This window comes from Myxococcus sp. CA033 (genome assembly GCF_013336625.1).
Classification (GTDB): domain Bacteria; phylum Myxococcota; class Myxococcia; order Myxococcales; family Myxococcaceae; genus Myxococcus; species Myxococcus llanfairpwllgwyngyllgogerychwyrndrobwllllantysiliogogogochensis.
Genome location: NZ_JABUMU010000019.1, coordinates 184,046 through 205,560 on the forward strand (window position 1 = coordinate 184,046; position 21,515 = coordinate 205,560).

Sequence of the window (21,515 nt, forward strand, 5' to 3'; positions counted from 1 at the left end):
GACACGTGTGTTCATGGAATGTCTGCCTCACTTCTCGATGGTGTCGGTGGGAGCGCCCTGCTTCGTCTCGACGCCCTCGGCGTCACCGACGATGCGGAACTCCACGCGGCGGTTCTTGGCGCGGCCGGGCTTGGTGGTGTTCTCGGCGATGGGCTTCGCGGGGCCGAAGCCCTGCGACTCCAGCCGCTCGCGGCTGAGGCCCTTGCCCACCAGATACTTCACCACCGCCTCGGCGCGGCGCTGGGACAGGTCCAGGTTGTAGTCGGCCTTGCCCGTGTTGTCGGTGTGGCCCTCGACGCGCAGCTTCTCGATTTCAGGGTGCGACGAGAGGATGGACGCGACGCCGTCGAGCAGCTTGTGGCTGCGCGCGCTGATGACGTCCTGGTTGTTCTCGAAGAAGACGGCCTCGAGGATGCGAATCTGGCCCTCTCCAATCTGCGCCAGCTGCTTCTGCTTGCAGCCGTGGTTCTTCTCCGTGCCCGGCTCGTCGGGGCAGTTGTCCAGGCGGTCCACGAGGCCATCGCCGTCGCGGTCCTTGTCCGGGCAGCCGCGGTTCTCCTTCGGGCCCACCTCGTTCATGCAGGCGTCGCGCGCGTCGGCCACGCCGTCCTTGTCGTTGTCCGGGTCCGGGCAGCCGTTGGTGTCCTCGAAGCCGTCCAGGTCCTCCGCCTCGCGCGGGCAGGTATCCTTGGAGTCGGCCAGGCCGTCGCCGTCCGTGTCCGGGTCATCCGGGCAGCCGTCGGAGTCCTCGAAGCCGTTGACGTTCTCCGCCTTCGCCGGGCAGCGGTCCGCCAGGTTGAGCAGGCCGTCCTTGTCGTCGTCCTCGTCCGCGCAGCCGTTGAGCTGGGCGAGGCCCGGCGCCGTCGGGCAGCGGTCCGCGAGGTTCTTCACGCCATCGCCATCCGCGTCCAGGTCGGGACAGCGGGCCGCGTCGTGGGGCTGGCCCGCGACACATGACGCCACCGGCGTGTTGCCAGGGCCGAAGTTGACGCCCGCCAGCACGCGGAACTCCGGCGTGCCGGGCGTCTGGCCGAAGCCCGGGCCGCCCATGACGTAGAACTCGGTGCCGTTGCTCGTCGGCGCGCGCAGACCCAGCAGCACCTCCAGGGACTCCGGCGCGTCCGCGAAGGGCAGCGTGCCACGCACGACGAGCTCCTCGCGCAGGCCAAACAGGTGGGCGGTGAGGTTCACACCGCCGTTCATCTCCACGCCCATCTCGTCGCGAAGCGGGTCCGCGCCGGGGGAGAGGGCGTACGTCTTGGTCCGCACCAGAGCGCCCACGTCGGCGCCCACGCGCCAGGTGTCGCCCAGCTTCTTGCCCAGGCCCAGGCGCGGGGTGAAGACGAAGCCGTCGTCCTTCGTGAGCACTTCCTCACTGCCCAGGGGCAGCGCCGCGCCCAGGTGCAGGCCCACGTCCAGCGGTCCACCGCGCGACTCGGACAACAGGCCCGCGCGCACCTGCAGCCAGGGCGTGCCCAACGAGCTGGTGTCCGGCGTGTCGAAGCCGAGCGTGCTCGTGTCCGGCCCCCACTGCGCGACGATGGGCACCTGCGCGCCCACTTCCAACCAGTCCGTCACCGCATAGGCGCCACTGAAGTGCACCGTCATGCGGTCCGAGATGATGGTGCCCTGCCGCTGGTCGTTGCGCAGCAGCACCAACGGCTCGTTCTCGTAATGCGCCGTGAGGGCGATGCGGAACGTGCCGTCCGGCAACAGGTCGCCGGTGGACAGCACGAGGCTGTCCTTCGCGCCCGGGTTGAGCTGCAATCGCTCCAGCTCGATGCTTGGGATTCGCTGGGCCTGTGCTTGAGCGGAAAACGCCCAGAGAACGGCCAGTCCTCCGAGCAGGGGATGACGACTTCTTGAATTCAAGGGTTCCTCCACGTCCGCGCTGCTCACCGGGAGCGCGCGCGGCCTTCAGCCACCAAATGTGTGTGAGTGCACATTTGCACGCCCCGGGCCAGGGCGTCGTGGGCGGTAGGCAGGAGGACGAGAGCCCCTGCTGACGTGTCAGGGCACGTCCGGACGCCAATGCGCGTGCCGTTGACGTGTCAGGTCAGCCAGAGGCGGGTGGAAGCAGACCCTCCCGAACTCCTCGAAAAGAGTCCGGGAGGGAGGGGCGCATTTCTAGCGCAGTGGCAGGTCCAGCCAGGACGGGCCACTGAACGCCAGCGAGGCGCCGGTGGTGTTGGCGTCGAAGTAGAGCGGGTCCTCGGTGTCGACGACGAGCGCGAGCCGGTGCCAGGCCGGGACGTCGTACGCCGTGGCGGGGAACACCAGGTTCAAGTCGAGCGGCGCGCCGGGCGTGGCGCCCGTCCAGCTCAGGGGCACGTGGGTGATGAGGCCTCCGAAGTCGCCGGCCAGGTCATAGAGGTAGGCGACCACGGTGCCCGACGCCGTCGTCGGGGTGATGCGCAGCCGCAGCGTGGCCGTGCCGCGAATGGCGACAGCGTTCGTGGAGAGCCCGGAGGTCCAGACGCCCGCGTTGAGGCGGTTGACGCCCGGCAGCCAGACCACGGGAGGAATCCCCGTCAGCGCCTGGAGCCCGTTGGTGAGCAGCGCGACGCCCGCGTCGGCGTGGGTGTCGAAGCCGCCAAAAATGGTCCGGGATGGGTTCGTGGACGAGCCGCCCAGCGTGCCGGTGCCATCGAGCAGGCGGATGGCGCCGAGCGCGTGACGTTGGGTGCCCGAGGACACGTCGGCCCAGGACGTGTAGCCCTCCACGTCGCCGTCATAGGTGCGCAGCACCACGGGGGCCTCGTTGCCGATGCCGGTGTTGATGCCGGCCACGTACTGGTCCATCCAGCGCGTCACGCTGGTCCACACATGGTTCTCCAGGCCGAGCAGGCCCGTGGCCTCGACGACGGCGTGGTCCCCGGGGGCGAGCTCCAGGCGCTTGGGGCCGGTGAGCTGGCCGAAGAACGCGGAGAGCTGGTTGGGCGGAAACAGGCTGTCGCCATACGCGTTGGCGATGAGGATGGCGGGCGCGTTCGCGTTGATGCGGTCCACGTAGGTGGCGGCCGAGCGCACGCGGCCCCAGCTCTTGATGCCCTCGATGTCGCGGTTGGCGAAGTAGTTGTCGATGGTGGTGCGCAGCTCGGGGCTGGGACGGCCCAACAGGCGCGAGGCGATATCCAGCAGGGCCACCGCCTGGGGCCTGCGCGTGTCCCCGCCGTACAGCGAGGCCACCAGGTCCGTCCAACCAGAGAGCGCGGCGACGGCCTTCACGCGCGGGTCGAAGCCGGAGGCGATGAGGGAGATGCCGGCGCCGTACGACACACCCGCCAGGCCGATGCGCGCGCTGTTCGTGGGCGTATTCGCCACCAGCCAGTCGATGACGCGCGAGGTGTCCGCGATGTCCGCGGGTCCGCCCGTGTCGATGCCACCACCAGAGGCCCAGAAGCCCCGGGGCGTGTACGACAGGGCCACGTAGCCCTTCTGCGCCAGCGCCTTGGCCTGGGCCAGGTACTCCAAATCATTGAGGCCCCAGCTCGCGATGAAGACGACGGCGGGATGGGGGCCGGGCGTCGTCGGCGCGATGAAGTTGGCCTTCAGCACCACGCCATTGCCGACCGGGATGTCGACGAACTGGAAGCCCGTGGTCGGCACCGCCGCGAGCACCACGCGCGCGACAGGAGAGGGATTGGGAACGGATGCGGCCCCGGCGAAGGGGACGAGCAACGCCAGGAGGAGGGACGGCAGTCGGAGCAACCGGGGGGCAAGACGCTGCGCCATGGAGCACCTCACGGGACTGCTGGCTAGAGGGGGAGCGTCCACCGTAACGGTAGATTGATTCGTCAATCAAGATATGTCGCGGATGACTTGTTAAGCAGGTTTCATCGTCCCGGGAGGGAGTAGCGGCCTTCCTTGTGGAGTTCGCGGGTGATGCCGTGGAGGAGGTCCTGTGCGCGAATCTGTTGGGGCGTGCGGACGACGGCCTTGAGGCAGGCGTGGCGGAGCACGTTGATGATGGCGCCACCGGACAGCTCGTGCTCGCGCGCGAGTCGGGGCAGGTCCACGTCGGGCGCGAGGGGGAAGGGCTTGTCGCGGAAGCACGCCTCCCAGAGCCGCAGGCGCTGCGCCGGGCCGGGCATGGGGAAGTGAATCATGGACTGGAAGCGGCGCGCGAAGGCCTCGTCGAAGTGCGAGCGCTGGTTGCTGGCGAGCAGGGCGATGCCTGGGAAGTCCTCGATGCGCTGGAGCAGATAGGAGATCTGCTGGTTTGCGGCCTGGTCATTGGCGTTGCGCGATTCGGTGCGCTTGCCGAAGAGGGAGTCGGCCTCGTCGAAGAAGAGAATCCAGCGCTGGAGCTGGGCGTGGTCGAAGAGGCTGGCGAGGTTCTTCTCCGTCTCGCCGATGTACTTGGACACGACCTTGGAGAGGTCGACTCGGAAGACGGGCAGGCCCGTGGCCTTGCCCAGGAGCGTGGCGGTGAGCGTCTTGCCGGTGCCGGGTGGGCCGTGGAAGAGGCTGCGGTAGCCGGGCTTGAGCTGTTTGCGCAGGCCCCAGGTGTCCATCAGCGTCCGCTGGTGGCGCGCCCAGGTGATGATGTCCTCCAGCTCCTCTCGCAAGGGGCCATCGAGCACGAGGTCGTCCCAGGTCTGGAGCGTGGTGAGGCGCTGGGCGGGGAACTCGGGGCCGAAGGGAGGTTGGTACGTGCCTCCGGTGGTGAGGCGCTCCAGGTACTCCGGCGTGAGCTGGAGGGCGGCGGACAGGGGCGGCTCGTCCGGGTGACGGCGCTCCAGGCGCAGCACGCGTCGCGCGAGGAGTGGGTGCTCGGGATGGAAGAGGCGGTGATGGGAGAGCCGCGCCGAGAGGTCTTCTCCCGCGAGGAGGAACAACGCGGTCTCACCCGTGGGGAGGAAGCCGCCGTGGGAGCTGCCCACCAGTCCGCCGAACTCGGTGAAGCGGCGGTCCAGCGCCTGGTTGCGGATGAAGAGCGGGTCCAGGACCGCGGGCTGGATGTGAGGCAGGTACGCGAGGATGAGGAGCAGTCGCTCCGGAGGAGGGAGCTCCAACTCGCGGACGACATCCGCATAGGGTGCGGAGAGCTCTGGCAGGCGCGGGGGTGAGAGGGCGTCCTGAAGGGACTCGTGTGGAGCGTCTCCGGCGTGCTGCTTGAGGCGGAGGTCCAGCAGTTGGCTGAACCAGGCGACCTCGGCGCGGATGCACGCGGCGTTCGCATCGAGAGAGGGGGCGTCCATGTCGCTACCAGGAGACATAGAGGGGCTGAGGCATCCACGGATGGGTGAGGATGGAGATGCTCCAGGGGACCTGGTCGACGAGCACGTCGAGCGTCTTGCGTTGCACCTGGAGCTTCCAGCGGTCGTCGAGCTGCTCCAGTCGTCCCTCGCGTTGGAGGAAGGTCTCTCGCAGGCCGGCGACGGAGGTGTTGGCGATGGTGGTCCAGTTGGCGATGAGTGCCTTGAGGAGTCGGTCACAGAGAGACTGCTCGCGCTCGGTCAGGTCGATTCCGCTGGGGACGGGGGTGGGGACGGAGAGGCCGCAGAAAATCTTGTTGAGGACGAGGAGAGGCTCGGGCGCGGAGGTGCGGCCGTCGACGAGGTACTGGAGCAGGTGTACCGCGCGCGTGGCGGGCTCCGGGTCCAGGTGGGTCTTCCCCGCGTCGTCGACGCGTGACAGGCCCAGCTCCCGGAAGAGGTGAGGGATGAAGGGGCTGACGAGGACGAGTCCGGCGTTGTCGATGTAGATGGGTGTGCCGCCGTGTTTCTCCTCGCTGAGTCGGAAGGCTGTCCGACGAGAGTCCTTCGAGGGATTCGCGGGCCGCGAGCGAGAGGTATTGGAGCGACGCGAGTCGGGGCGGGTGGTGGTGGTCCACGTGGTGACGAGGGCGTCTCGTCGCTGACGGAGCAAGGCGGCGAGGCGCGGGACGGCTTCGTGTTGAGCCAGCTCGATGGCGCGCTCCAGCAGTCGCTCGGCGGTGTTGCGTGGGTCGCGATGGCCGGGCTGGGCGGTGTGGAGGCGCGCGGAGAAGTGCTCGAAGAAGGCGGAGACGAGTTGTTCCAGGGTGAGGCTTCCGCCGGGCCGTTCGCCGAGCAACTCCAGGACGAAGCGCCAGAAGGCGGACCGCTCCGTCAGCGCGGGAGTGCCGGGTGGGGCGACTTCCTGCCAGGCGGCGACGAGTACCTCGGTGGCGGAGAGGAGCGCCGCGTGGACGTGCGGTGCGAGTATGGCGCTGAAGCGTGAGAGGACGGAGTCCGGCAGGTTGCGGGCCCAGTGTTCCTGAAGCCGCTTCCGGTGGGCGTGTCGTCGGACGAAGCCGTGAAGCACTTCCGGCGATTCATCGAGGAGGGACTGGAGCAGGCGCAGCAGGGCATCGTCCGAGAGCCCCGCGTAACGGTCCGCGCTCTCCGCGAGCAGGAACGAGAAGAGGGCCTCGCGTGCGTCGTGACCCTGGAGGTTCGTGGGCCGCGAGGGACGAGGATGTGCTTTGGCGTCGAGCGGCGCCACCTCGTCGGGGTTCGGGCTGTCGCGGCGGTCAAGTGGTTCGGGCGCTGAGTTGCCGTCCTGTGTGCGCGAGGTGTCGTGCGGGGCGGTGAGGGATTCGCGGCCCGGCGCGGAGGAGGACTCCGATGGTGGCTCACGCGTAAGAGGCGAGGGAGAACGTTGAGGTACGCCGGCTTCGTGTGATGCAGCGGAGGACCGCGATATCGGGAGGGGGGTGTCTGATGTGAGGCTGGAGTCTTCGCGCGGTGCGCTGGCGCCGGTCGCATCCAGTCTGCGGCTGGAGCTTTCGCGCGGAGCGCTGGCGGTGGTCGCATCGGGTATGAGGCTGGAGGCTTCGCGCGGAGCGCTGGCGGTAGTCGCATCCGATATGAGCCCGGAACCTTCACGCGGTGCACTGGAGCCGGCCGCGTCCAGTCTGCGGCTGGAGCTGTCACGCGGTGCACTGGTGTTGGTCGCATCCGGTATGAGGCTGGAGGTTTCGCGCGGTGAGTTGGTGTTGGTCGCGCCCAGTCTGCGGCTGGCATCGTCACGCGGTGAGCTGGTGTTGGTCGCGTCCAGTCTGCCGCTGGAGTCGTCACGCGGTGAGCTGGTGTTGGTCGCGTCCAGTCTGCCGCTGGAGTCGTCACGCGGTGCGCTGGTGTTGGTCGAGTCCAGTCTGCGGCTGGAGCCGTCACGCGGTGCGCTGGTCTCATCCGGTATGAGGCCGGAGCCTTCACGCGGTGCGCTGGCGTTCGCCGCGTCCGCTATGCGGCTGGAGGGCGGGGCGAAACGTTGAGATGCACCGGCTTCGGGTGAGGCAGTGGGGGTCAGCGAACTCGGGATGGGTGCATCGGATATAGAGCTGGAGCCTTCACGCAGTATTCTGGCGTTGGCTGCATCTGGTGTCGCCGGTCGCTGACTGCGCGCATCCTCAACGGAGTGACGGTGCTCCGCGCCTTGGGATGGAGCCGGGATGAAGCCATCGGTGCGAGTATCCGGCTGTGTGCTCGTGCGGCTCGGGACAGCTTCGCGCGATGGATGGAGACTCGTAGGTGGCGGCTGGGCCATTCCTGCGTCAGCTGCCTTCGGAATGGTGGACGCTGAAGCGACCTCAGAGTCACGTGGACGTCCGAGACTCGCGGATGGTGGCTGGGCAGTGCCTGTGTCTGATTCCGTTGGGAGCGGGGCGACTGAGTCGGCCTCGGTTGTGCGTGGGTGCCCGAGAGTCGTGGCGGGTAGCTCGTAAGGAAATGCGCCCGCTATTGGGGACAGGAGCGTGGAGGTTGCCTCGGGCGCTGGTGAACCCTCGAGTCTCGTAGGTGGGAACTCGGTTCGGGTTGCACCCTCCGACAGAGGAACGAGCACCGAATCTGCTGCGAGCACTCGCGGATGCCCGAGGTGCGCGAGCAACGGATCGACAGGAGCCGCCTTCGCCTGCTCCGGTGGAGTGACCGTTGCTGTTGATTCGTTCGTTGGTGGAGGCTCTCGACTCGCAGGTTCCGACTCGACAAGTACAGCGGAAGTCGTCGGCGAAGCCGTAGTTGCCTCATGTGCGCGCGGAGGCTTGAGGCCCTTGGTCGGTGGCTCAGCCACCTCATACGTGTGCCGTGGAGCAATGTGCTCCGCCTCCGCTTCATGCGTGGACGGCGGCTTGAGGTCCACGGTCGACGGCGCAGCCACCGCGTCCACATGCCGTGGAGACCCAAGGCTCGCGGTTGAAAACGGAGCCGGGTTTTTACCCGCCCTCACTGGAGGCGCGGACTCACCTCTCTCTTCGACGCGTTGGGCAGTTCCCAGGCTCGCGGGCGATGAATCAGCTTGGACCTCATCTCCTGTCTCGGAGATGAGCCTGCCCGGCGATGACCTGTCGACTCCCCCTGTCTCGGGGGCTGACGCTGCCAACCCAGATGTACGCCCACGAAGAGTGCCCTCTAGAGCCCCCTCTGCTTGAGCGACGTTCTCCTCCTCAATCGGCAGGAGTGGCTCATCGACGTCAGTCGCTCGCGCATGCCGGGCGCCTCCAGCGGAGAACGCCAGCGGCTCATCCTCGTCGAACGTGGGTCGCGGCGCTGAGCGACCCTCGCTGCCCACTGTCGTCGACCGCGTGGAGTCAGTCTCTCTTCCCGGTCCTCGTGAGCCCCGTTGGACCTCGGGCGAAGTCACCTCATCGGCCGAGTCATCACCCGTCGTCTCCTGACGAGCGCGAACCACGCCCGTGTCTGGCCGCTGCTCATCCCTGGCGGTCTCGGACAGCGCCTCGGTGGAAACACGCTCACGTGACACGGATGCAGTGCGTTCAACCACTCGACGCACGTCCCCGGCAGGAGCCGCGTCCACGTCATCGGGTTGCGACGCCTTCACAGCACCCGGCGTTCGTGGACCGAGTTCTTCAATCGCCCGGCGGAACGCCTGAACCTGTTTCGCGGGAAGTTGCCCCGCTGCCTCCCAGGCAACAGCGGTCCGGAGCAGGAAGCCATGAACCTCGTCAGGCAGCACCGACCCGAACAGCCTCGTCAGCAACCGACTGAATGACCCCTGTGACAGCGGAGCGGTCTCACCCAACAGCAACAGCTCGTGAAACACTTCCTGTCGCACCCCCTCCCTGCCGCGTGGAAGGACTCTCTCCGGCAATGCATTCAGCGCGTGCAGGAGCGCACTCATCGTTCCCGACTCGCGGGGCCGCAACAGGTCCATCGCCCGTTCGAGCAGCTCTGGCTCGCTCTGCTCGACCAGCTCCGTCCGCAGCGCCTCCACATCGCGCAACGCGAGCAGGAAGTGTCGAGTGTCCTCCGGAAACGACGCCAGGAGCGCTGCCAGCAACTCCGCCACCGTCGGTCCCGTCCGAGTCCCGAAGCGGAGTCGACTCACCAGCGCCGACTTGAGCGCATGTGCCTCCCAGCGAGAGAGGTCCGACTCGGGGGCGCTCCGTGTCTCCGCGAACGCCCCCGCACGAGGCGCCGCAAGCTCCTCCAGGTCCACCGGCCTCCCATCGAGGAGCGCCGATATCAACCGCGCGAAGAACAGCGGCTTGTCCTCCGCCCGAGCCACGAACACCGGCAACGCCGAACGCAGGGGACTCCCTTCATCCCCCGAGCGCGGCATCAGTCGCACGAGCAGCTTCGCCAGTATCTCCTCCGGAATCCTCCGCACCGCGCGCACCAGCCGCGTCAGAGAACCTCCCGGCTGTTCCCACGCAAGCGCCCGTCGCTGAAGCGAGCGAGGCAGCTCCGGAAGCGTCGCCACGACACGCTCTGCGGTCAGCTCCGGCATGCGCACGAGCGTTCCCCACGGCAACACCCCATGCTGAAGGTAGTAGCGAAGCGCCTCCGTCAGCTCGTAGCGAGCCGACGCCGTCTCCGGCACCGTCAGCTCCTCCACCACGTCGTGCTCCGCCACCTCCACGACGTCCTTCACGGGCGGAGGCAGCTCACGCACCAGCTCCCCGATGACGAAGGACAGCGAGGCCAGCACCGGGTGCCGCTTGCGCACCTGGTCCAGTCCGATGCCCAGCGTGGTGAGCAGCTCCGGATACTCCAGGCCCTGGCTCTCGGCGACACCCTCCAGGAGCTGCTTCAGCGCGCTCTTGCGGTTGAACTGCGACCCCGCTTCCTTCACCAGATACGTCAGCGTCAGCGACCACAGCAGCCGCGACAAGCCACGCTCACTCAAGGGCAACACGGGCTCGACACGATGGAGCGCCTGGAGGCTGATGATGTAGTCGATGAGGAGCGCCGCGTGCTTCGGCTCCAGGAGCGTGATGAGTCGCTCCAGGGAGCGCTGGTCCAACTGGAGCACCAGTCTGTCAATCACCCGCCCCATCGAGGCGTGCCTGCCCACCAGGATCACCAGGGCCTCGGGGTCGCTCCGCGCCACCTCCGCGAAGAGCGCACCGAACGAGAACCCCGCGCCCCGGGGCGCCCAGTACGGCAGCGTGCCGTGCAACAGGTAATGCTCCAGCAGCTCCAGCCGCACCTCCGCCTCGGTCCGAGGCTGCTCTCCCTCGGCCGGAGCCACGCGCCGAGCATGCACGGCCTGCTCCACGACCTCGCGAAGTCGCGCGGTGAGCCGCTCCTCCACCACCTGCTCGAAGTTGTCGAGCGGCACCGTTCCCAGGTCCACATCCAACCGGTCGATGCGCAGGTGCAGGCCCGGGACATCCACCGAGTCGAAAACCTGCTCGATGATGGCCAGCAGGCGCTTGCGATTGAAGTCGCTCAGCCGAGGCTGAAGCACGAGCGCCTGGGCCTCCGACTCCAGCTCCACGCGCAACGTCTGCTTCCGGATGTGGTGCCGCGAGCCCGTCATGCGGGAGCCGCCTCGGACTCACGGGTCGCCGCTTCCAGGAAGTCCCTCAACCGCGCCGATGCCGTGGCCAGCCCCGCCGAGTCCTCCTGGCGGAGCGCGTTCCTCCATGCCCAATAGAGCCGCTCGAAGCCGGCCATGCGCGCCGGGCCGAGGAACAGACAGTCCGCCACCACCAACGCGGGCGCGTTGCTCCGGATGACCTCGCGTGCGAAGGACTGGAACTCCGGGTTGCGCCACTGTTGGGTCGCCGTGGAGACGACGGCCGTCACCGTGAAGCTGTAGGCGAACGCGTCCTCCCCGTCACGGCGAGCGGACCGCAGCAGCACATGCTCCACGATGTAGAGCTGCGAGCGTTGGCGATTGAGCGAGCCCACCTGTTCGGCCAGCGCATGGGCACGGGCCACCGCGCTCCCGGTGTCCGGGAACTTCCCCGCCAGGTGCCATCCGGTCTCGGAGGGCGCCTGGCACACCAGCGCCACGGAGGACTCCCCGGGCAACGTCCCCACGCGGAAGTTCTCCAGCGAGCTCGCCGCTCCCAGGAACGCGCCGCTCACGGCCTGGGCACGCAGCGGTGAGGGCACCGGACTCTCGGGAGCGGGCAGGGACAGGACGGGAGCAAAGCGCTCCTCGATGGTGTCCGCATACCGTGCGAGCGCGCGACCCTCGGGCGCGGGCCCTCCCGAATCGGAGAGGTCGAGTCCGTGCTCGTCCAGCGTGTCGATGAGCGGCCGTGCATCCGCCTCATTCATTCCAAGCTGGATGCGGCTCTTGATGGCCATGCCCGCGACATTTCCGGGGCCCGGCCGCTCCAGGGCGTCGATGCCACGTCCGCGTCCATGCGTGCTCTGGACCAGGCGCTGGAGCAGCGCGAGCTTCGCTTCCATCAAACGCTCCGCCTGCACCGCCGCCGGGCGTCCTTCCCAGGCCACGTTCGCCACCGAGTCGTCGTCGAGCTCCTCCCCGCAGAGCGCGAGCAGCACGTCGAGGAACCGATTGCGTCGCTCGATGACGGGGTCCTGGCTTGCGACCAGCTCCTCGAGGCCGAGCGCATAGCCCGGCGTGCCTTCGCCAGGGACTTCCCGCTTGAGCAGCGGCTCCACGTCGGGAACCGAGTCCGCGAGTGACTGGGAGAAGTACGTCTGTCTCAGCTCCGTGTCGCTCGAGAACAAGTCCCGGACGTGAGCGAGCTGCGCGAAGAAGTCGGTGAGGAGCTGCTCGAAGACGAGCAGGTAGCCCTTGAACTGCCGCGCCTGTCCCTGTCGCGCCAGGGGAGCGCCCTCGGAGAGTCCCGCCGGGCCGATGCCGTAGACCATCGGGTACTGCGTCTGGATGGAGGTGTAGCCGCGGAAGTCCTGGCGCTGACCTTTCGGCATGGCGAGGTACTCCTCGTACTGGGGCGCCAGGGGGTAGGTTCGGCGCTGCTCGGCCCACAGGCGGTCCAGCTCGCGGCGCACGCGCGCGGGTTGGGGCTTCACCTCGACGCCGTTGCGGAACAGGCGGATGGAGAAGCCGCCCCGCTTCGCGTCCACACCCGCGTCCACGATGAGCACCTGGTTCGGTGCCACGGGAAGCGAGCCGTCCGGGCCCACCGTCACCTTCTCGTCCGCGCGCAGGCTCACGTTGCGGACGCTGGTGACGCCTGGCGTCTGGACCATCGCCCGGGTCAGGTCCTGGATGGCGATGGACGTCGCCTGGGGCTGGAGCTCCGGGTCGGCGATGAAGCCGTAGCGGAGCAGCGGCCCCTCGAAGATTTCGTCAGGCGTGCGGCCCGCGTCGAGCAGCGACTTCAACGATTCGCGACGAGGCTCCGGCGCGAGGAAGTTCCCGATGCGGAAGAACAGGCCGGCGAGGATGACCTCGGGCGTGCGGCTCTCGTCGATGCTCGCCTCGGCGGAGACGGTGGCCTCCACGTGCTCCAGCAGGGTGACTGTCCGGAGGTCCTCGCACAGTCCCCGGTGTCGGTTGTAGACGCGACGAACGGCGCTGATGATGGAATCGGGTGAGCGCTCATCGGTGGCGCAGTCGTCCCGGCCCGGCGCGTAGATGGCGACGTCATAGAGTCCCTGCACCGCGTCGGACGTGGCGGGCGTGAGCCAGACGTTGCCGACGGCGGGCACCCGGTCGATGAGGAGCTTGCGATAGTCGCGCTCCGTCAGCGGGTTGCACGGAAGGATGTCGAGCGCGGGGAAGAGCCCCTGTCGCTCCGGCTCGATGAGGCCCGTCACCGGGTCCAGCAGCATGTCCGCGAGGGGGAACGAAGCCCGATAGGACAGCTCCGTGAGCGCGTAGCAGAGCTGCTCCAGCGTGGTGACGCCCGGGTCGTGCTCGTTGTAGTCCGTCCAGATTTTCCCGGAGAGCTCCTGGACGAGCGTGGTGCCTTCTTCCTTGAGGGCCACGTAGTTCATGCCCACGTTCGCGGGCGGCTCGGCGCTGACGGTGACGGGCTCTGTCATGAAGGACTCCAGGAGGCTCAGTAGCCCTCGGCCAACGGCTCGGCGGTGGGCGCACCGGCGGCTTGCAGCTCGTGCCGCGTGGCGGAGGTGAGGAAGTACCAGTCGGACTCCAGCGTCTCGGGCGGAGGCGTGTGCCCGAGCTCCAGCGACAGCAGCGCCGCGACATAGGGCCGCGTCTGGATGAACTCCGAGATGTCCGCCTCGGAGCCGTACCGTCCCTGCCGCGTGGCGCGGGACGCGTCGTAGAACCACGGCGACAGATACTCCACGAGCTCGCGGTCCAACCGGTCGATGCTCGCACCGACGTCCTCACCCACGCGGAAGTCCAACAGGGCCTTCACGGTGACGTGTACGTAGATGGGGTTGACGACGCGAACCTGGGCGAAGGGGCTTGTGCGCTCCTGGAGATAGCCCTCGATGCGCTCCAGCATGTCCGAGGTGACCTGGGGCACGGTGGGGTCCGCCGACGTCGTCCCATCGCGTCCGGGCACCACGACGACGAGCACCGCGCCGGGCACACCGGACTGGCGCGGCGTATGGGCGGGCAGGGCCTTCACCTTCCAGATGGACGGGAATCGCTCCAGCACCAGGCGCTCGTAATCCCACGCGAGCACGGCGCGCTCCTTGTGGCGCAGCCGCTCGGAGGCGCGGGCCTCGAAGGTGCGAGGCGTCTCGGGCGGGCGACCGCCGAAGGACGGCATCGGCTGGGAGATGCTCCCGATGTCAGGCAGCTCCTGCACGGAGAGGGTGATGCTCCCGGCCGGCACGGGCGTGTCCACGTCCACGCCGGGCTCCTGCCGCGTGGACAGCAGGGCGTGCGGCGTGATGTCGAGCGTGCGAGGAAACAACTCCGCGTCGTCCGCCACGGAGGCCCGCATCCACTGAATCGCCGCCTCCTCCCCCGCCGGCATCAGGTGGCTGCCCTGCGAGCTGAAGGCAGGAAGGCTCAGCGCGAGGATGCCCGTGCCCTGGAAACCTCCGGTCGAATCGAAGAGGACCTGTGACGGCGCGAGTGCTTTCCAGCCCGCCGCCGTGAGCAAGTCCCACCGCACGACGGGCGGCTCACCTGTGCCGGTGAAGGTGCCGCTCAACTGGAACAGCAGCGTGAGCGTCTGCGCCGTGTCCAGCCCCGTGAAGCCCAGGTACAGGTTGGCGGGCGCCTTGAAACGCGGCAGCAGCGACATGGGACGCCGCGTGTCGGACGACACCTGCTGGAATCCCTCGAATGGCAGCAGGTGGAAGAAGCGCGCGTCGTCCAACGTGCAGCGGGCCGAGTAGTGGACGCTCAGCTTCTGGAGCTGGGGCTGCCAGGGAGGATTGGGATACTTCAGGTCCTTCGGAGGCTGCATGCACTCGGTGAGGCACTTCTCGATGCACTCCAGATACTCCTTGCCCGTCTTGCCCGCGCACTTCCCCCGGCACTTCGCGCGACAGCCGAGCGGGTCCGGAATCTCGCCCAGCACCGCGCTGAGCACGTTGACGGTGTAGAGCGAATCACCGAAGGCATAGGACGGCGCGGCCAGCCGCAGCTCCAGCGCGCTGGTGGCGGGGTCGTAGTAGTCGGGCGGCGCGCTGGGGCTGATGTCGAACTGCTCCAGCTGCGTGTCCTGGCACAGCTCGCCCAGCGCGGCGGGCGTGGGATTGGCGCAGTCCTCCTTCGTCCGGAAGAGGTAGCCGCGCACCGCGTCCCACGGCTCCACGCCTCCCTGTGGGGACACGGGCGAGAGCGGCGATGCGAGCGGTTGCAGCGTCCAGGAGCCCGGCTGGAGCACGCGCAGGTCCGCGAGGAAGCTCTGGTTGTCGAAGAGGTCGGTCGAGGTCTTGCCGTCCGGTCCCACCACATAGTCACGGTAGTAGCCGTGAAACCCATCCGAGTCGGAGGGCAGGTTGAACCAGTCCAGGGAGAGGCGCAGGGTGTCGGGCCGCTTGACGAAGAGTTCGGTGTGCCGGATTCGCACGTAGGACCCGACGACGGGTGACGCGCCGAACAGCGGCCAGGGCGTGCTCGGGTCCACTTCGCCCTGAGTATTCTCCACGCTCAGGCCCGACAAGTCGGAGACCCGGACGTGCAGCTCCAGCGTGGAGAAGTCCACGGTGTCCAGCAGCGATACGGGGTGCACTTCGACGCCGGACCTCAACGTGACGGGCTCGGACTTCAGGAGCGCCCGGAGCATGGGCAGGTCCGCGGCGGGGGCGGCGCCATTGGGCACCACGGCGGGCGCGGAGGGCGTCAGCTCGAACCAGAGGCCAAAGCCGCGCACCAATGGCTGCGTCCCGTCCACCGGGTGAGGTGGCGGGAGGATGGCCTCGTAGCGTTCCACCGTCAGCCAGCCCTCGGCGGTGGAGACCTGGAGCGTGAAGGACTCGCGCAGCACCTGGAGGAGCACGCTCTGCGCGTCCAGGCCCGTCGCCGAGGCGAGCGCCGTCAGCAGCGTGCTCAGTCGCCTCGCGGAGGCCGGACCGAGGGGGACCTCCAGCGTCACCACGCGACTGCCGCCCGTCAGCAACAGATAGCGAGAGGCGAGCGCGAAGCCGAGCGTCGCGGGCACGGTGACGGTGGTGGACGTCACGCCCGTGCTCCCCGCGCCGAAGGTGGCCCAGCCGGGGAGCCGCTCGTCGGAGGTCGACTCCGCGTCGGTCTGCTCCGGCTCCAGCGGCATCCGCGACGTGAGCACCTGCTGGACGACGGTGAGCGCGTCCTCCTCGCTGGCGAGTGGCGACGTCGGCAGCAGGGGCCCGCGCAGCACGCGCAGCGCCAGTCGCTGGGCGACGGTGGCGGGCGTGACGCCCACCGAGGTGTCCGAGGCGAAGAGGATGTCCTGCCCATCCGGACGCTTGCCCGCGGGAAAGAGGGTGCCCCGAGGGACGAGCGCTTCGCGCACCTCCTCGTCCTCGGCCAGGGTGAACGTGAGGTATGCGCTGTCGGGGAGCGCGGCGCGGTGGCTCAGGCGCAGGACGTCGCGGTGATAGAAGCCGGCGTACCGGCCCGACACCGTGTTGACGGTGTCCTGCGCGGTGCGGAAGAGCTGCACGAAGGACAGATAGAGCGCCAGGTGCGGCGGATGATTTCCCGTCGCGAGCGCCGCGGGCAGCAGGGTGGCCGTGAGGCCCTGGAGTCGGGACAGCGCATCGAGGAACGGGTCGAGCAACGGCTCCAGCTTCGCCGCCGCCGCGCGAGCCCGCGCTTCCTTCGTGGCGCCCTTGTAGCTGGCGCCGTCCGAGGCGAGCTCCTCCAGCCCCCAGATGGGCAGCATGCCGGCCGTGTCCAGCCGCACCTGCCGCCCGAGCGCCTGGGGCAGCCCCGCGCCCTTCGCCGCGCTCACCAGCGCGCGCAGCGCCGCGGACAGCGGGCCCTCCACGGCGCTGACCAGGCCTTGTCCGAGCAGCCGCGACAGCTCGCCCTGCGCGCCCAGGCCCGTGCCTCGCAACCAGAGGTCGAAGCGCCGGGCCAGTCCGAGGATGAGCTGGAAGGCGTCCGACAGCGTGGTGAAGGCCCGCTCGAAGCTGCGCGCCGAGTCCACCTCCCGCGCGGTGATGAGGAAGCGGTCCTCCACCGCGCTCGCATCCAGCGCGTCGATGGAGGCGAGCACCATCACCGGGTCCGCGAGGAAGAACTCCGACCAGTCTCCGTCTCGCGTGTTCTTCAGGTCATAGAAGTAGATGAGCGCGCCGAAGCGGGGCGCGAAGTCGAGCAGCTCCGAGCGCGTGCGCCCGTCCACCGGCGCATACCCCGCTTCCAGGGCCCGCAGCCAGCGTCCCATCTGGCTGGGCGCATCGTTGATGGCGACCTTCGTGTCGGGCGGGGCCATGGGCTAGGGCCCCTGCACCGGGATGCTGCCCTCCTGGAGATAGAAGGGGTAGACGAGGTTGCTGCGCGTGTTCGTCTGCGTGACGATGTACGAGACGGTGATGGTCAACAATCCATCCGCCGTCGCATCCCGCTGCACCGTCACCGCGTCCACCGCGATGCGCGGCTCCCAGTAGAGGATGGCCTGCTGGACGTAGTCCTGAATCTGCCGCGTCAGCGTGGTGTTGATGCTGCGGAAGACCATCTGCCGCAGCTCGCAGCCGTAGTTCGGGAGCATGACGCGCTCCCCCAGCGAGGTGGACAGGAGCACCCAGAGGCTCTCGCGGATGTCCTGGTCATCGCTGACCATGAGCACGCCGCCGGAGCGCCGGGAGAAGGTGGGCGGGAAGCTCCACCCGGTACCGAGGAACGAGGGGGCCTTGGTCTCCATGGCGCCTCAGCCTCCAATCATCACCGTGGGAAACCCCACGAGGATGGTGCCGCCGTGGGCCGTCTTGTCCCCGAGCCGCGCGGCGGGAAGGCCCATCACCTTCACCGTCGTGGAACCCTTCATGACGGCGTCCGGTGGCCCCACGCAGATGGCGATGTCGCCGACCTTCGCGGCGGGCAGCCCGCCAATCAGCACCGTGGGCGCGCCGGGGCCGGCGATGGGGCCTCCGACGTGAGGCACCTGCACGGGGCCCACGGGGGTTGTCATCGGGCACTGATGGAAGTCCGTGACGCGGGCGGCGGGAGGCATGGGGCGCACCTTTCGGGGACAGCGCTCAATTGATTTTCACCAGCGAGCCGCGGACGGTGAGGATTCCACCGGACTTCACCTCGGTCTGGGTATTGCCGCTGGCGGAGAAGCTCACGGACGCCTTGTTCGCCACCTGCTTGCCGCTCACGGAGACGTTGCCCGTGGCTTCCAGCGTCAGGTTGGCGCCCGCCTTCACCGCGACGTTTCCCTTCGCGGTGATTTTCACGTCCTTGCCGCTGTCCAAGGCGATGCCGCCCTTGGACAGGGACACGGTGTTGCCGTTGCTGTCTTGAATGGAGATGGCACCGGACGAGTCGTCCAGCTTCACGATGTGATTGCCGGGCGTCTTGATGACGATGACCTTCTTCTCGTCATCGAACGACAGTTCCAGTTTGGAGCGCGTGACGACCGCCTTGCGCGTGTTCTTCTCGTCGGGCGCGGACGCCGGCGCGTGCTGCTTGCTGTACACGGAGCCGAGGATGACGGCGTGGCGCGGGTCCTCGTTCATGAAGCCCACCACCACCTCGTCGCCGACCTCCGGATAGAACAGCGCCCCCACGCCGCTGGACGCATAGAATGTCGCCAGCCGCGCCCACACGCCCTTGCTCGGCTCCTGGAGCAGCGGCAGGCCCACCTGCACGCGCAGCTCGCCGCCGGGGTCCTTGGCCACCTGCTGCACCACGCCTGTCTGCAGCCCTTTTATCGGCGGGAGCTGTCCGGCCGCGTCCGGCGCCGCGATGTCGGGGTTCTCCACGGTGAACCAGCGCGGCGACAGGCCGAAGTCCGCCGCCGTCATCCAGCGCCCGTCCTCGATGTGGTGGTGCACGGCGCTGATGAAGGCGACGCCGTTGAAGCGCGGCCCCACGCCCCCCAGCTCCAGCATCTTGCCCACCTGCGCCAGCGCGCTGCCGTGGAAGCGCACCGAGCCGCGAATCTTCGCCAGCTTCGACAGGAGCAGCTCCGCGGAGGCCCAGTCCTGGAGGTCCGCGGACTCCAGCTCCGCGCCCGTCTGGAGCGCGAACTTCTTCGCGCCGAACACCTTCGCCAGGTCCGCGGAGGTGACGTTGCCCTGCTCCTTCACGGAGACACTGCGCGGTCCGGACTCGATGAGCTTCTGCGCGCCCGCGTCCCAGGTGTAGCCCTTGATGGAGGACGCGTCGAGCTGGGTGGTGGCATCCATCTCCACCTGGAGGTCCAGGATGGAGCGGCCATAGGTGAGGTTCAGCACGGGAGTCTGGGAGGTGTTGGGCGGGGCCACCGTCACCTCGCCGCCGTCCGCCATGACGACCAGGCCGTTGAGCTGCGCCCGCGTCACCATCAAATCCCAGTCGGTGGCGTAGTACTGGACGATTTCCTCGTGCACGCCCGTCGTGGCCGTCACGTCGCTGGCCAGCCCGTTGCGCGACAGCAGCGTCTGGATGAGCGCGCTGTCCTTCACCTTCTCGAAGAAGCCGCTCTTGCGCTCCAGCGTCATCTTCATCGCCTCGTCGGTCAGCTCCACCACGAGCTTGGAGCCGGAGGACTGGTCAATCTCCAGGCCCTGGCTGGACACGATGCCCTTGAAGATGCGCGTGTTCACTCCGTCGTAGCCGGCGGAGATGACCACCTTGGCCCCGGGGATGAAGATGTCCTGACTGCTGATGGGGAACAGGCCCGTGGACGCGCTGCCGTCGAACAGCACCAGCTTCGCGCGCGGCAGCTTGTTGACGCCCAGCCACGTGTCCACGCTGAGGACCTGGTACGTCTTGGGGATGACCTCACCGTTCGACTCGATGGTGAACGTCGCCAGCGCTCCTTCGTTCTTCTCCGGATAGGGCGTGGTCATGCCTGGCTCCCCTGCAGCGGCGGGAACATCAGCTGCGAGCCCACGGTGAGCCGCCGGAAGTCCGACAGCCCGTTGACCTTCGCCACCTCCAGATACAGCGTGCTGGAGCCGTAGATGCGGAAGCACATCAACGGCAGCGTGTCTCCCGCCTGCACCGTGCGCACGTGCGTCAGGTCCGGCGAGTTCATCCGCGCCTTGAGCGCCAGCTCCACCTCGTCGTTGTAGCCAAGGAAGGTCCCCTTGGCCCGCGCGCGCAGCGGCGTGCCGTCCGGCTTGAACAGCGTGTACGTCATGCTCAGCTTGGACAACCGGCACTTGAACAGGAACGTGCCCCAGGACAGCTTCAGGTAGTTGGGGCTGTGGATGTTCCCGTTGTAGGTGAAGACCAGGTTCTTGAACTTGGACACCTGCTCGGCGATGCCGTCGTCGGTGAAGGGCATCAGTCCTGGCAGCGGACTGGGGACGACTCCGGTGCCGTCGAACACCAGCTCCAGCTCCACCGTGTCCGCGGGAATCCGGTTGAAGTCCGGCGAGCCACCGGGGCTGCCCTGGGTCTGGTTGTCGTTGTACTTGACGCAGTAGGTCTGCGAGTACGACGCCGGGTTGATGTACACGGTGTAGCTGCCGACCTCCGACGTGAAGTCGGACTTCTGGTAGGCGATGACGTTCATCTTCTCGAGGCTGCCGGAGAACCCCATCGCTACCGCTCCTGTCGCGCCTTCAAGACCTGGAGGACGCGGCGCACGCAGTCCTCCACCAGCTTCTGGTGCGCCTGCTTCTCGTCGTCGCAGCCGCAGTCGCCCACGGGCGTGCTGGGCGTCTCCGGAATCGCCTCGCCGGAGCCGCCCCGCACGCTCATCTGGATGCCGACCTCGTTGACTTCCAGGGCCATGGCGCGCGCCTCACATCAGCCGGGACGTGAGCTGGGCCAGCTTGACGGCGACAGAGGCCGGGCTGCCCAGATTCACGCGCTCGAAGTAGTTGTAGGACAGCTCCAGCGACTCCGTGAGGATGCGGTTCTCCTGGGAGCTCATCGGGGACACCTCCCAGCGCAGCGGCCAGGCGTTGATGAAGCCCCACGCCACCAGCGGCAGGCCATCCTCGTTGAGCAGCAGCACGAGGATGTTCTGTGGCAGGAGCGGCAATGACAGCCCCGAGCCCACGCTCTGTCCGAACCACTCCGCCAGGAACGAGTCCCGCGTCACCACGCCCCGCTTGAGCACCAGGTTGGAGTACTTCGCGGCCTTGGGCAGCTTGTGCGTGAAGCGATTCTCGCCCCCCTCGGTGACGTCCTCCGTGTCCCAGCGGGCCTCGATGCCGGAAATCTCCTGGAAGGAGGCGTCCAAATCGCTCGCCGCCGCGAGCAGGGTCGCGGAGCCGAGGACGGAGACGCTGAAGTAGAACGCGCCTGGCGGATAGTAGGGTTCGGACATGGCGATGGCTGTGATTACGGCGCGGCGACGACGAGCGTTTCGAAGGCGACCTCGAGCGACTCCACGGCGACCTCGTTGCCTTCCGACTTGAGGTCCGTGCCGGAGAGCTTCGTGGGCCACGCGTTGTTCAGCGTCCACGTCATCTTCGGTGCGCCCTGCTCATCCAGCAGACTGATGATGACCGTCCGCCGGGCAATCGTGTTCATCTTGATTTCGTTGTACCAATCCCAGAAGCGGGCATCGTTGATGAAGATGCCCTTGCGCATCTTCACGTTGCCGACCTTGCCCAGTCCCGGCATCTTGATGGGAAAGAAGCTGGGGTTGTTGCCGTGCCGGTACTCGATGACCTGCGTCTCCGTCTCCAGGCCATCCACTTCCTGGAAGCTGACGGACGTGTCGTCCCCCAACTGGACGGAGAAATAGAATTTCGGCAACGGCCAGATATCGTTTTGGACTTCTCCTGCCATGGCGGCTCCTCGGTGAATTCGTGAAGGGTGGAATCAGT

13 protein-coding genes are annotated in these 21,515 nt (G+C 68.0%); all 13 read right to left on the reverse strand.

The window, feature by feature from the left end; all coding sequences use genetic code 11:
• Window positions 1–27: 27 nt before the first annotated feature.
• On the reverse strand, window positions 28–1,872 hold the full coding sequence (locus HUA78_RS33250; protein WP_217442681.1) for an OmpA family protein: 1,845 nt from the start codon (window positions 1,870–1,872) through the stop codon (window positions 28–30).
• Window positions 1,873–2,127: 255 nt separating this feature from the next.
• Window positions 2,128–3,735, reverse strand: a complete 1,608-nt coding sequence (locus HUA78_RS33255) for a CocE/NonD family hydrolase (RefSeq protein WP_141644319.1) — start codon at window positions 3,733–3,735, stop codon at window positions 2,128–2,130.
• A gap of 101 nt (window positions 3,736–3,836) precedes the next feature.
• Window positions 3,837–5,204 carry an ATP-binding protein gene (locus HUA78_RS33260; protein WP_174464513.1) on the reverse strand — a complete coding sequence of 456 codons (1,368 nt, stop codon included), beginning with the start codon at window positions 5,202–5,204 and terminating at the stop codon, window positions 3,837–3,839.
• Between the two features lie 4 nt (window positions 5,205–5,208).
• A complete protein-coding gene (locus tag HUA78_RS33265) occupies window positions 5,209–10,752 on the reverse strand; it encodes a contractile injection system tape measure protein (protein WP_174477977.1) in 5,544 nt (1,847 codons plus the stop codon).
• Window positions 10,749–13,205 carry a hypothetical protein gene (locus HUA78_RS33270; RefSeq protein WP_174477978.1) on the reverse strand — a complete coding sequence of 819 codons (2,457 nt, stop codon included), beginning with the start codon at window positions 13,203–13,205 and terminating at the stop codon, window positions 10,749–10,751. Before HUA78_RS33270 ends, HUA78_RS33265 begins: the two co-directional genes overlap by 4 nt.
• A 17-nt stretch (window positions 13,206–13,222) precedes the next feature.
• Window positions 13,223–17,014, reverse strand: coding sequence for a hypothetical protein (locus tag HUA78_RS33275; RefSeq protein WP_174477979.1), 3,792 nt, complete (start codon window positions 17,012–17,014; stop codon window positions 13,223–13,225).
• A 3-nt stretch (window positions 17,015–17,017) separates the two neighbouring features.
• On the reverse strand, window positions 17,018–17,443 hold the full coding sequence (locus tag HUA78_RS33280) for a GPW/gp25 family protein (RefSeq protein ID WP_141644324.1): 426 nt from the start codon (window positions 17,441–17,443) through the stop codon (window positions 17,018–17,020).
• 6 nt (window positions 17,444–17,449) lie between these two features.
• A complete protein-coding gene (locus HUA78_RS33285; protein ID WP_141644325.1) occupies window positions 17,450–17,752 on the reverse strand; it encodes a PAAR domain-containing protein in 303 nt (100 codons plus the stop codon).
• Between the two features lie 25 nt (window positions 17,753–17,777).
• Window positions 17,778–19,577, reverse strand: coding sequence for a type VI secretion system tip protein VgrG (gene vgrG / locus HUA78_RS33290; RefSeq protein ID WP_174477980.1), 1,800 nt, complete (start codon window positions 19,575–19,577; stop codon window positions 17,778–17,780).
• Complete coding sequence (locus HUA78_RS33295; protein ID WP_174457739.1) at window positions 19,574–20,275, reverse strand: LysM peptidoglycan-binding domain-containing protein; 702 nt, start codon at window positions 20,273–20,275, stop codon at window positions 19,574–19,576. Before HUA78_RS33295 ends, vgrG begins: the two co-directional genes overlap by 4 nt.
• 2 nt (window positions 20,276–20,277) lie before the next feature.
• Window positions 20,278–20,469, reverse strand: a complete 192-nt coding sequence (locus tag HUA78_RS33300) for a DUF5908 family protein (RefSeq protein WP_141644328.1) — start codon at window positions 20,467–20,469, stop codon at window positions 20,278–20,280.
• A gap of 10 nt (window positions 20,470–20,479) precedes the next feature.
• A complete protein-coding gene (locus tag HUA78_RS33305) occupies window positions 20,480–21,010 on the reverse strand; it encodes a phage tail protein (RefSeq protein WP_174477981.1) in 531 nt (176 codons plus the stop codon).
• Window positions 21,011–21,024: 14 nt separating this feature from the next.
• A complete protein-coding gene (locus HUA78_RS33310; RefSeq protein ID WP_141644330.1) occupies window positions 21,025–21,477 on the reverse strand; it encodes a phage tail protein in 453 nt (150 codons plus the stop codon).
• Window positions 21,478–21,515: the final 38 nt, after the last annotated feature.

What these genes read in the sequence shown, in the direction of transcription:
- HUA78_RS33255 (WP_141644319.1), bottom strand. Translation starts at nt 3,735, where the DNA reads ATGGCGCAGCGTCTTGCCCCCCGGTTGCTCCGACTGCCGTCCCTCCTC.
- HUA78_RS33260 (WP_174464513.1), bottom strand. Translation starts at nt 5,204, where the DNA reads ATGGACGCCCCCTCTCTCGATGCGAACGCCGCGTGCATCCGCGCCGAG.
- HUA78_RS33265 (WP_174477977.1), bottom strand. Translation starts at nt 10,752, where the DNA reads ATGACGGGCTCGCGGCACCACATCCGGAAGCAGACGTTGCGCGTGGAG.
- HUA78_RS33270 (WP_174477978.1), bottom strand. Translation starts at nt 13,205, where the DNA reads ATGACAGAGCCCGTCACCGTCAGCGCCGAGCCGCCCGCGAACGTGGGC.
- HUA78_RS33275 (WP_174477979.1), bottom strand. Translation starts at nt 17,014, where the DNA reads ATGGCCCCGCCCGACACGAAGGTCGCCATCAACGATGCGCCCAGCCAG.
- HUA78_RS33280 (WP_141644324.1), bottom strand. Translation starts at nt 17,443, where the DNA reads ATGGAGACCAAGGCCCCCTCGTTCCTCGGTACCGGGTGGAGCTTCCCG.
- HUA78_RS33285 (WP_141644325.1), bottom strand. Translation starts at nt 17,752, where the DNA reads ATGCCTCCCGCCGCCCGCGTCACGGACTTCCATCAGTGCCCGATGACA.
- vgrG (WP_174477980.1), bottom strand. Translation starts at nt 19,577, where the DNA reads ATGACCACGCCCTATCCGGAGAAGAACGAAGGAGCGCTGGCGACGTTC.
- HUA78_RS33295 (WP_174457739.1), bottom strand. Translation starts at nt 20,275, where the DNA reads ATGGGGTTCTCCGGCAGCCTCGAGAAGATGAACGTCATCGCCTACCAG.
- HUA78_RS33300 (WP_141644328.1), bottom strand. Translation starts at nt 20,469, where the DNA reads ATGGCCCTGGAAGTCAACGAGGTCGGCATCCAGATGAGCGTGCGGGGC.
- HUA78_RS33305 (WP_174477981.1), bottom strand. Translation starts at nt 21,010, where the DNA reads ATGTCCGAACCCTACTATCCGCCAGGCGCGTTCTACTTCAGCGTCTCC.
- HUA78_RS33310 (WP_141644330.1), bottom strand. Translation starts at nt 21,477, where the DNA reads ATGGCAGGAGAAGTCCAAAACGATATCTGGCCGTTGCCGAAATTCTAT.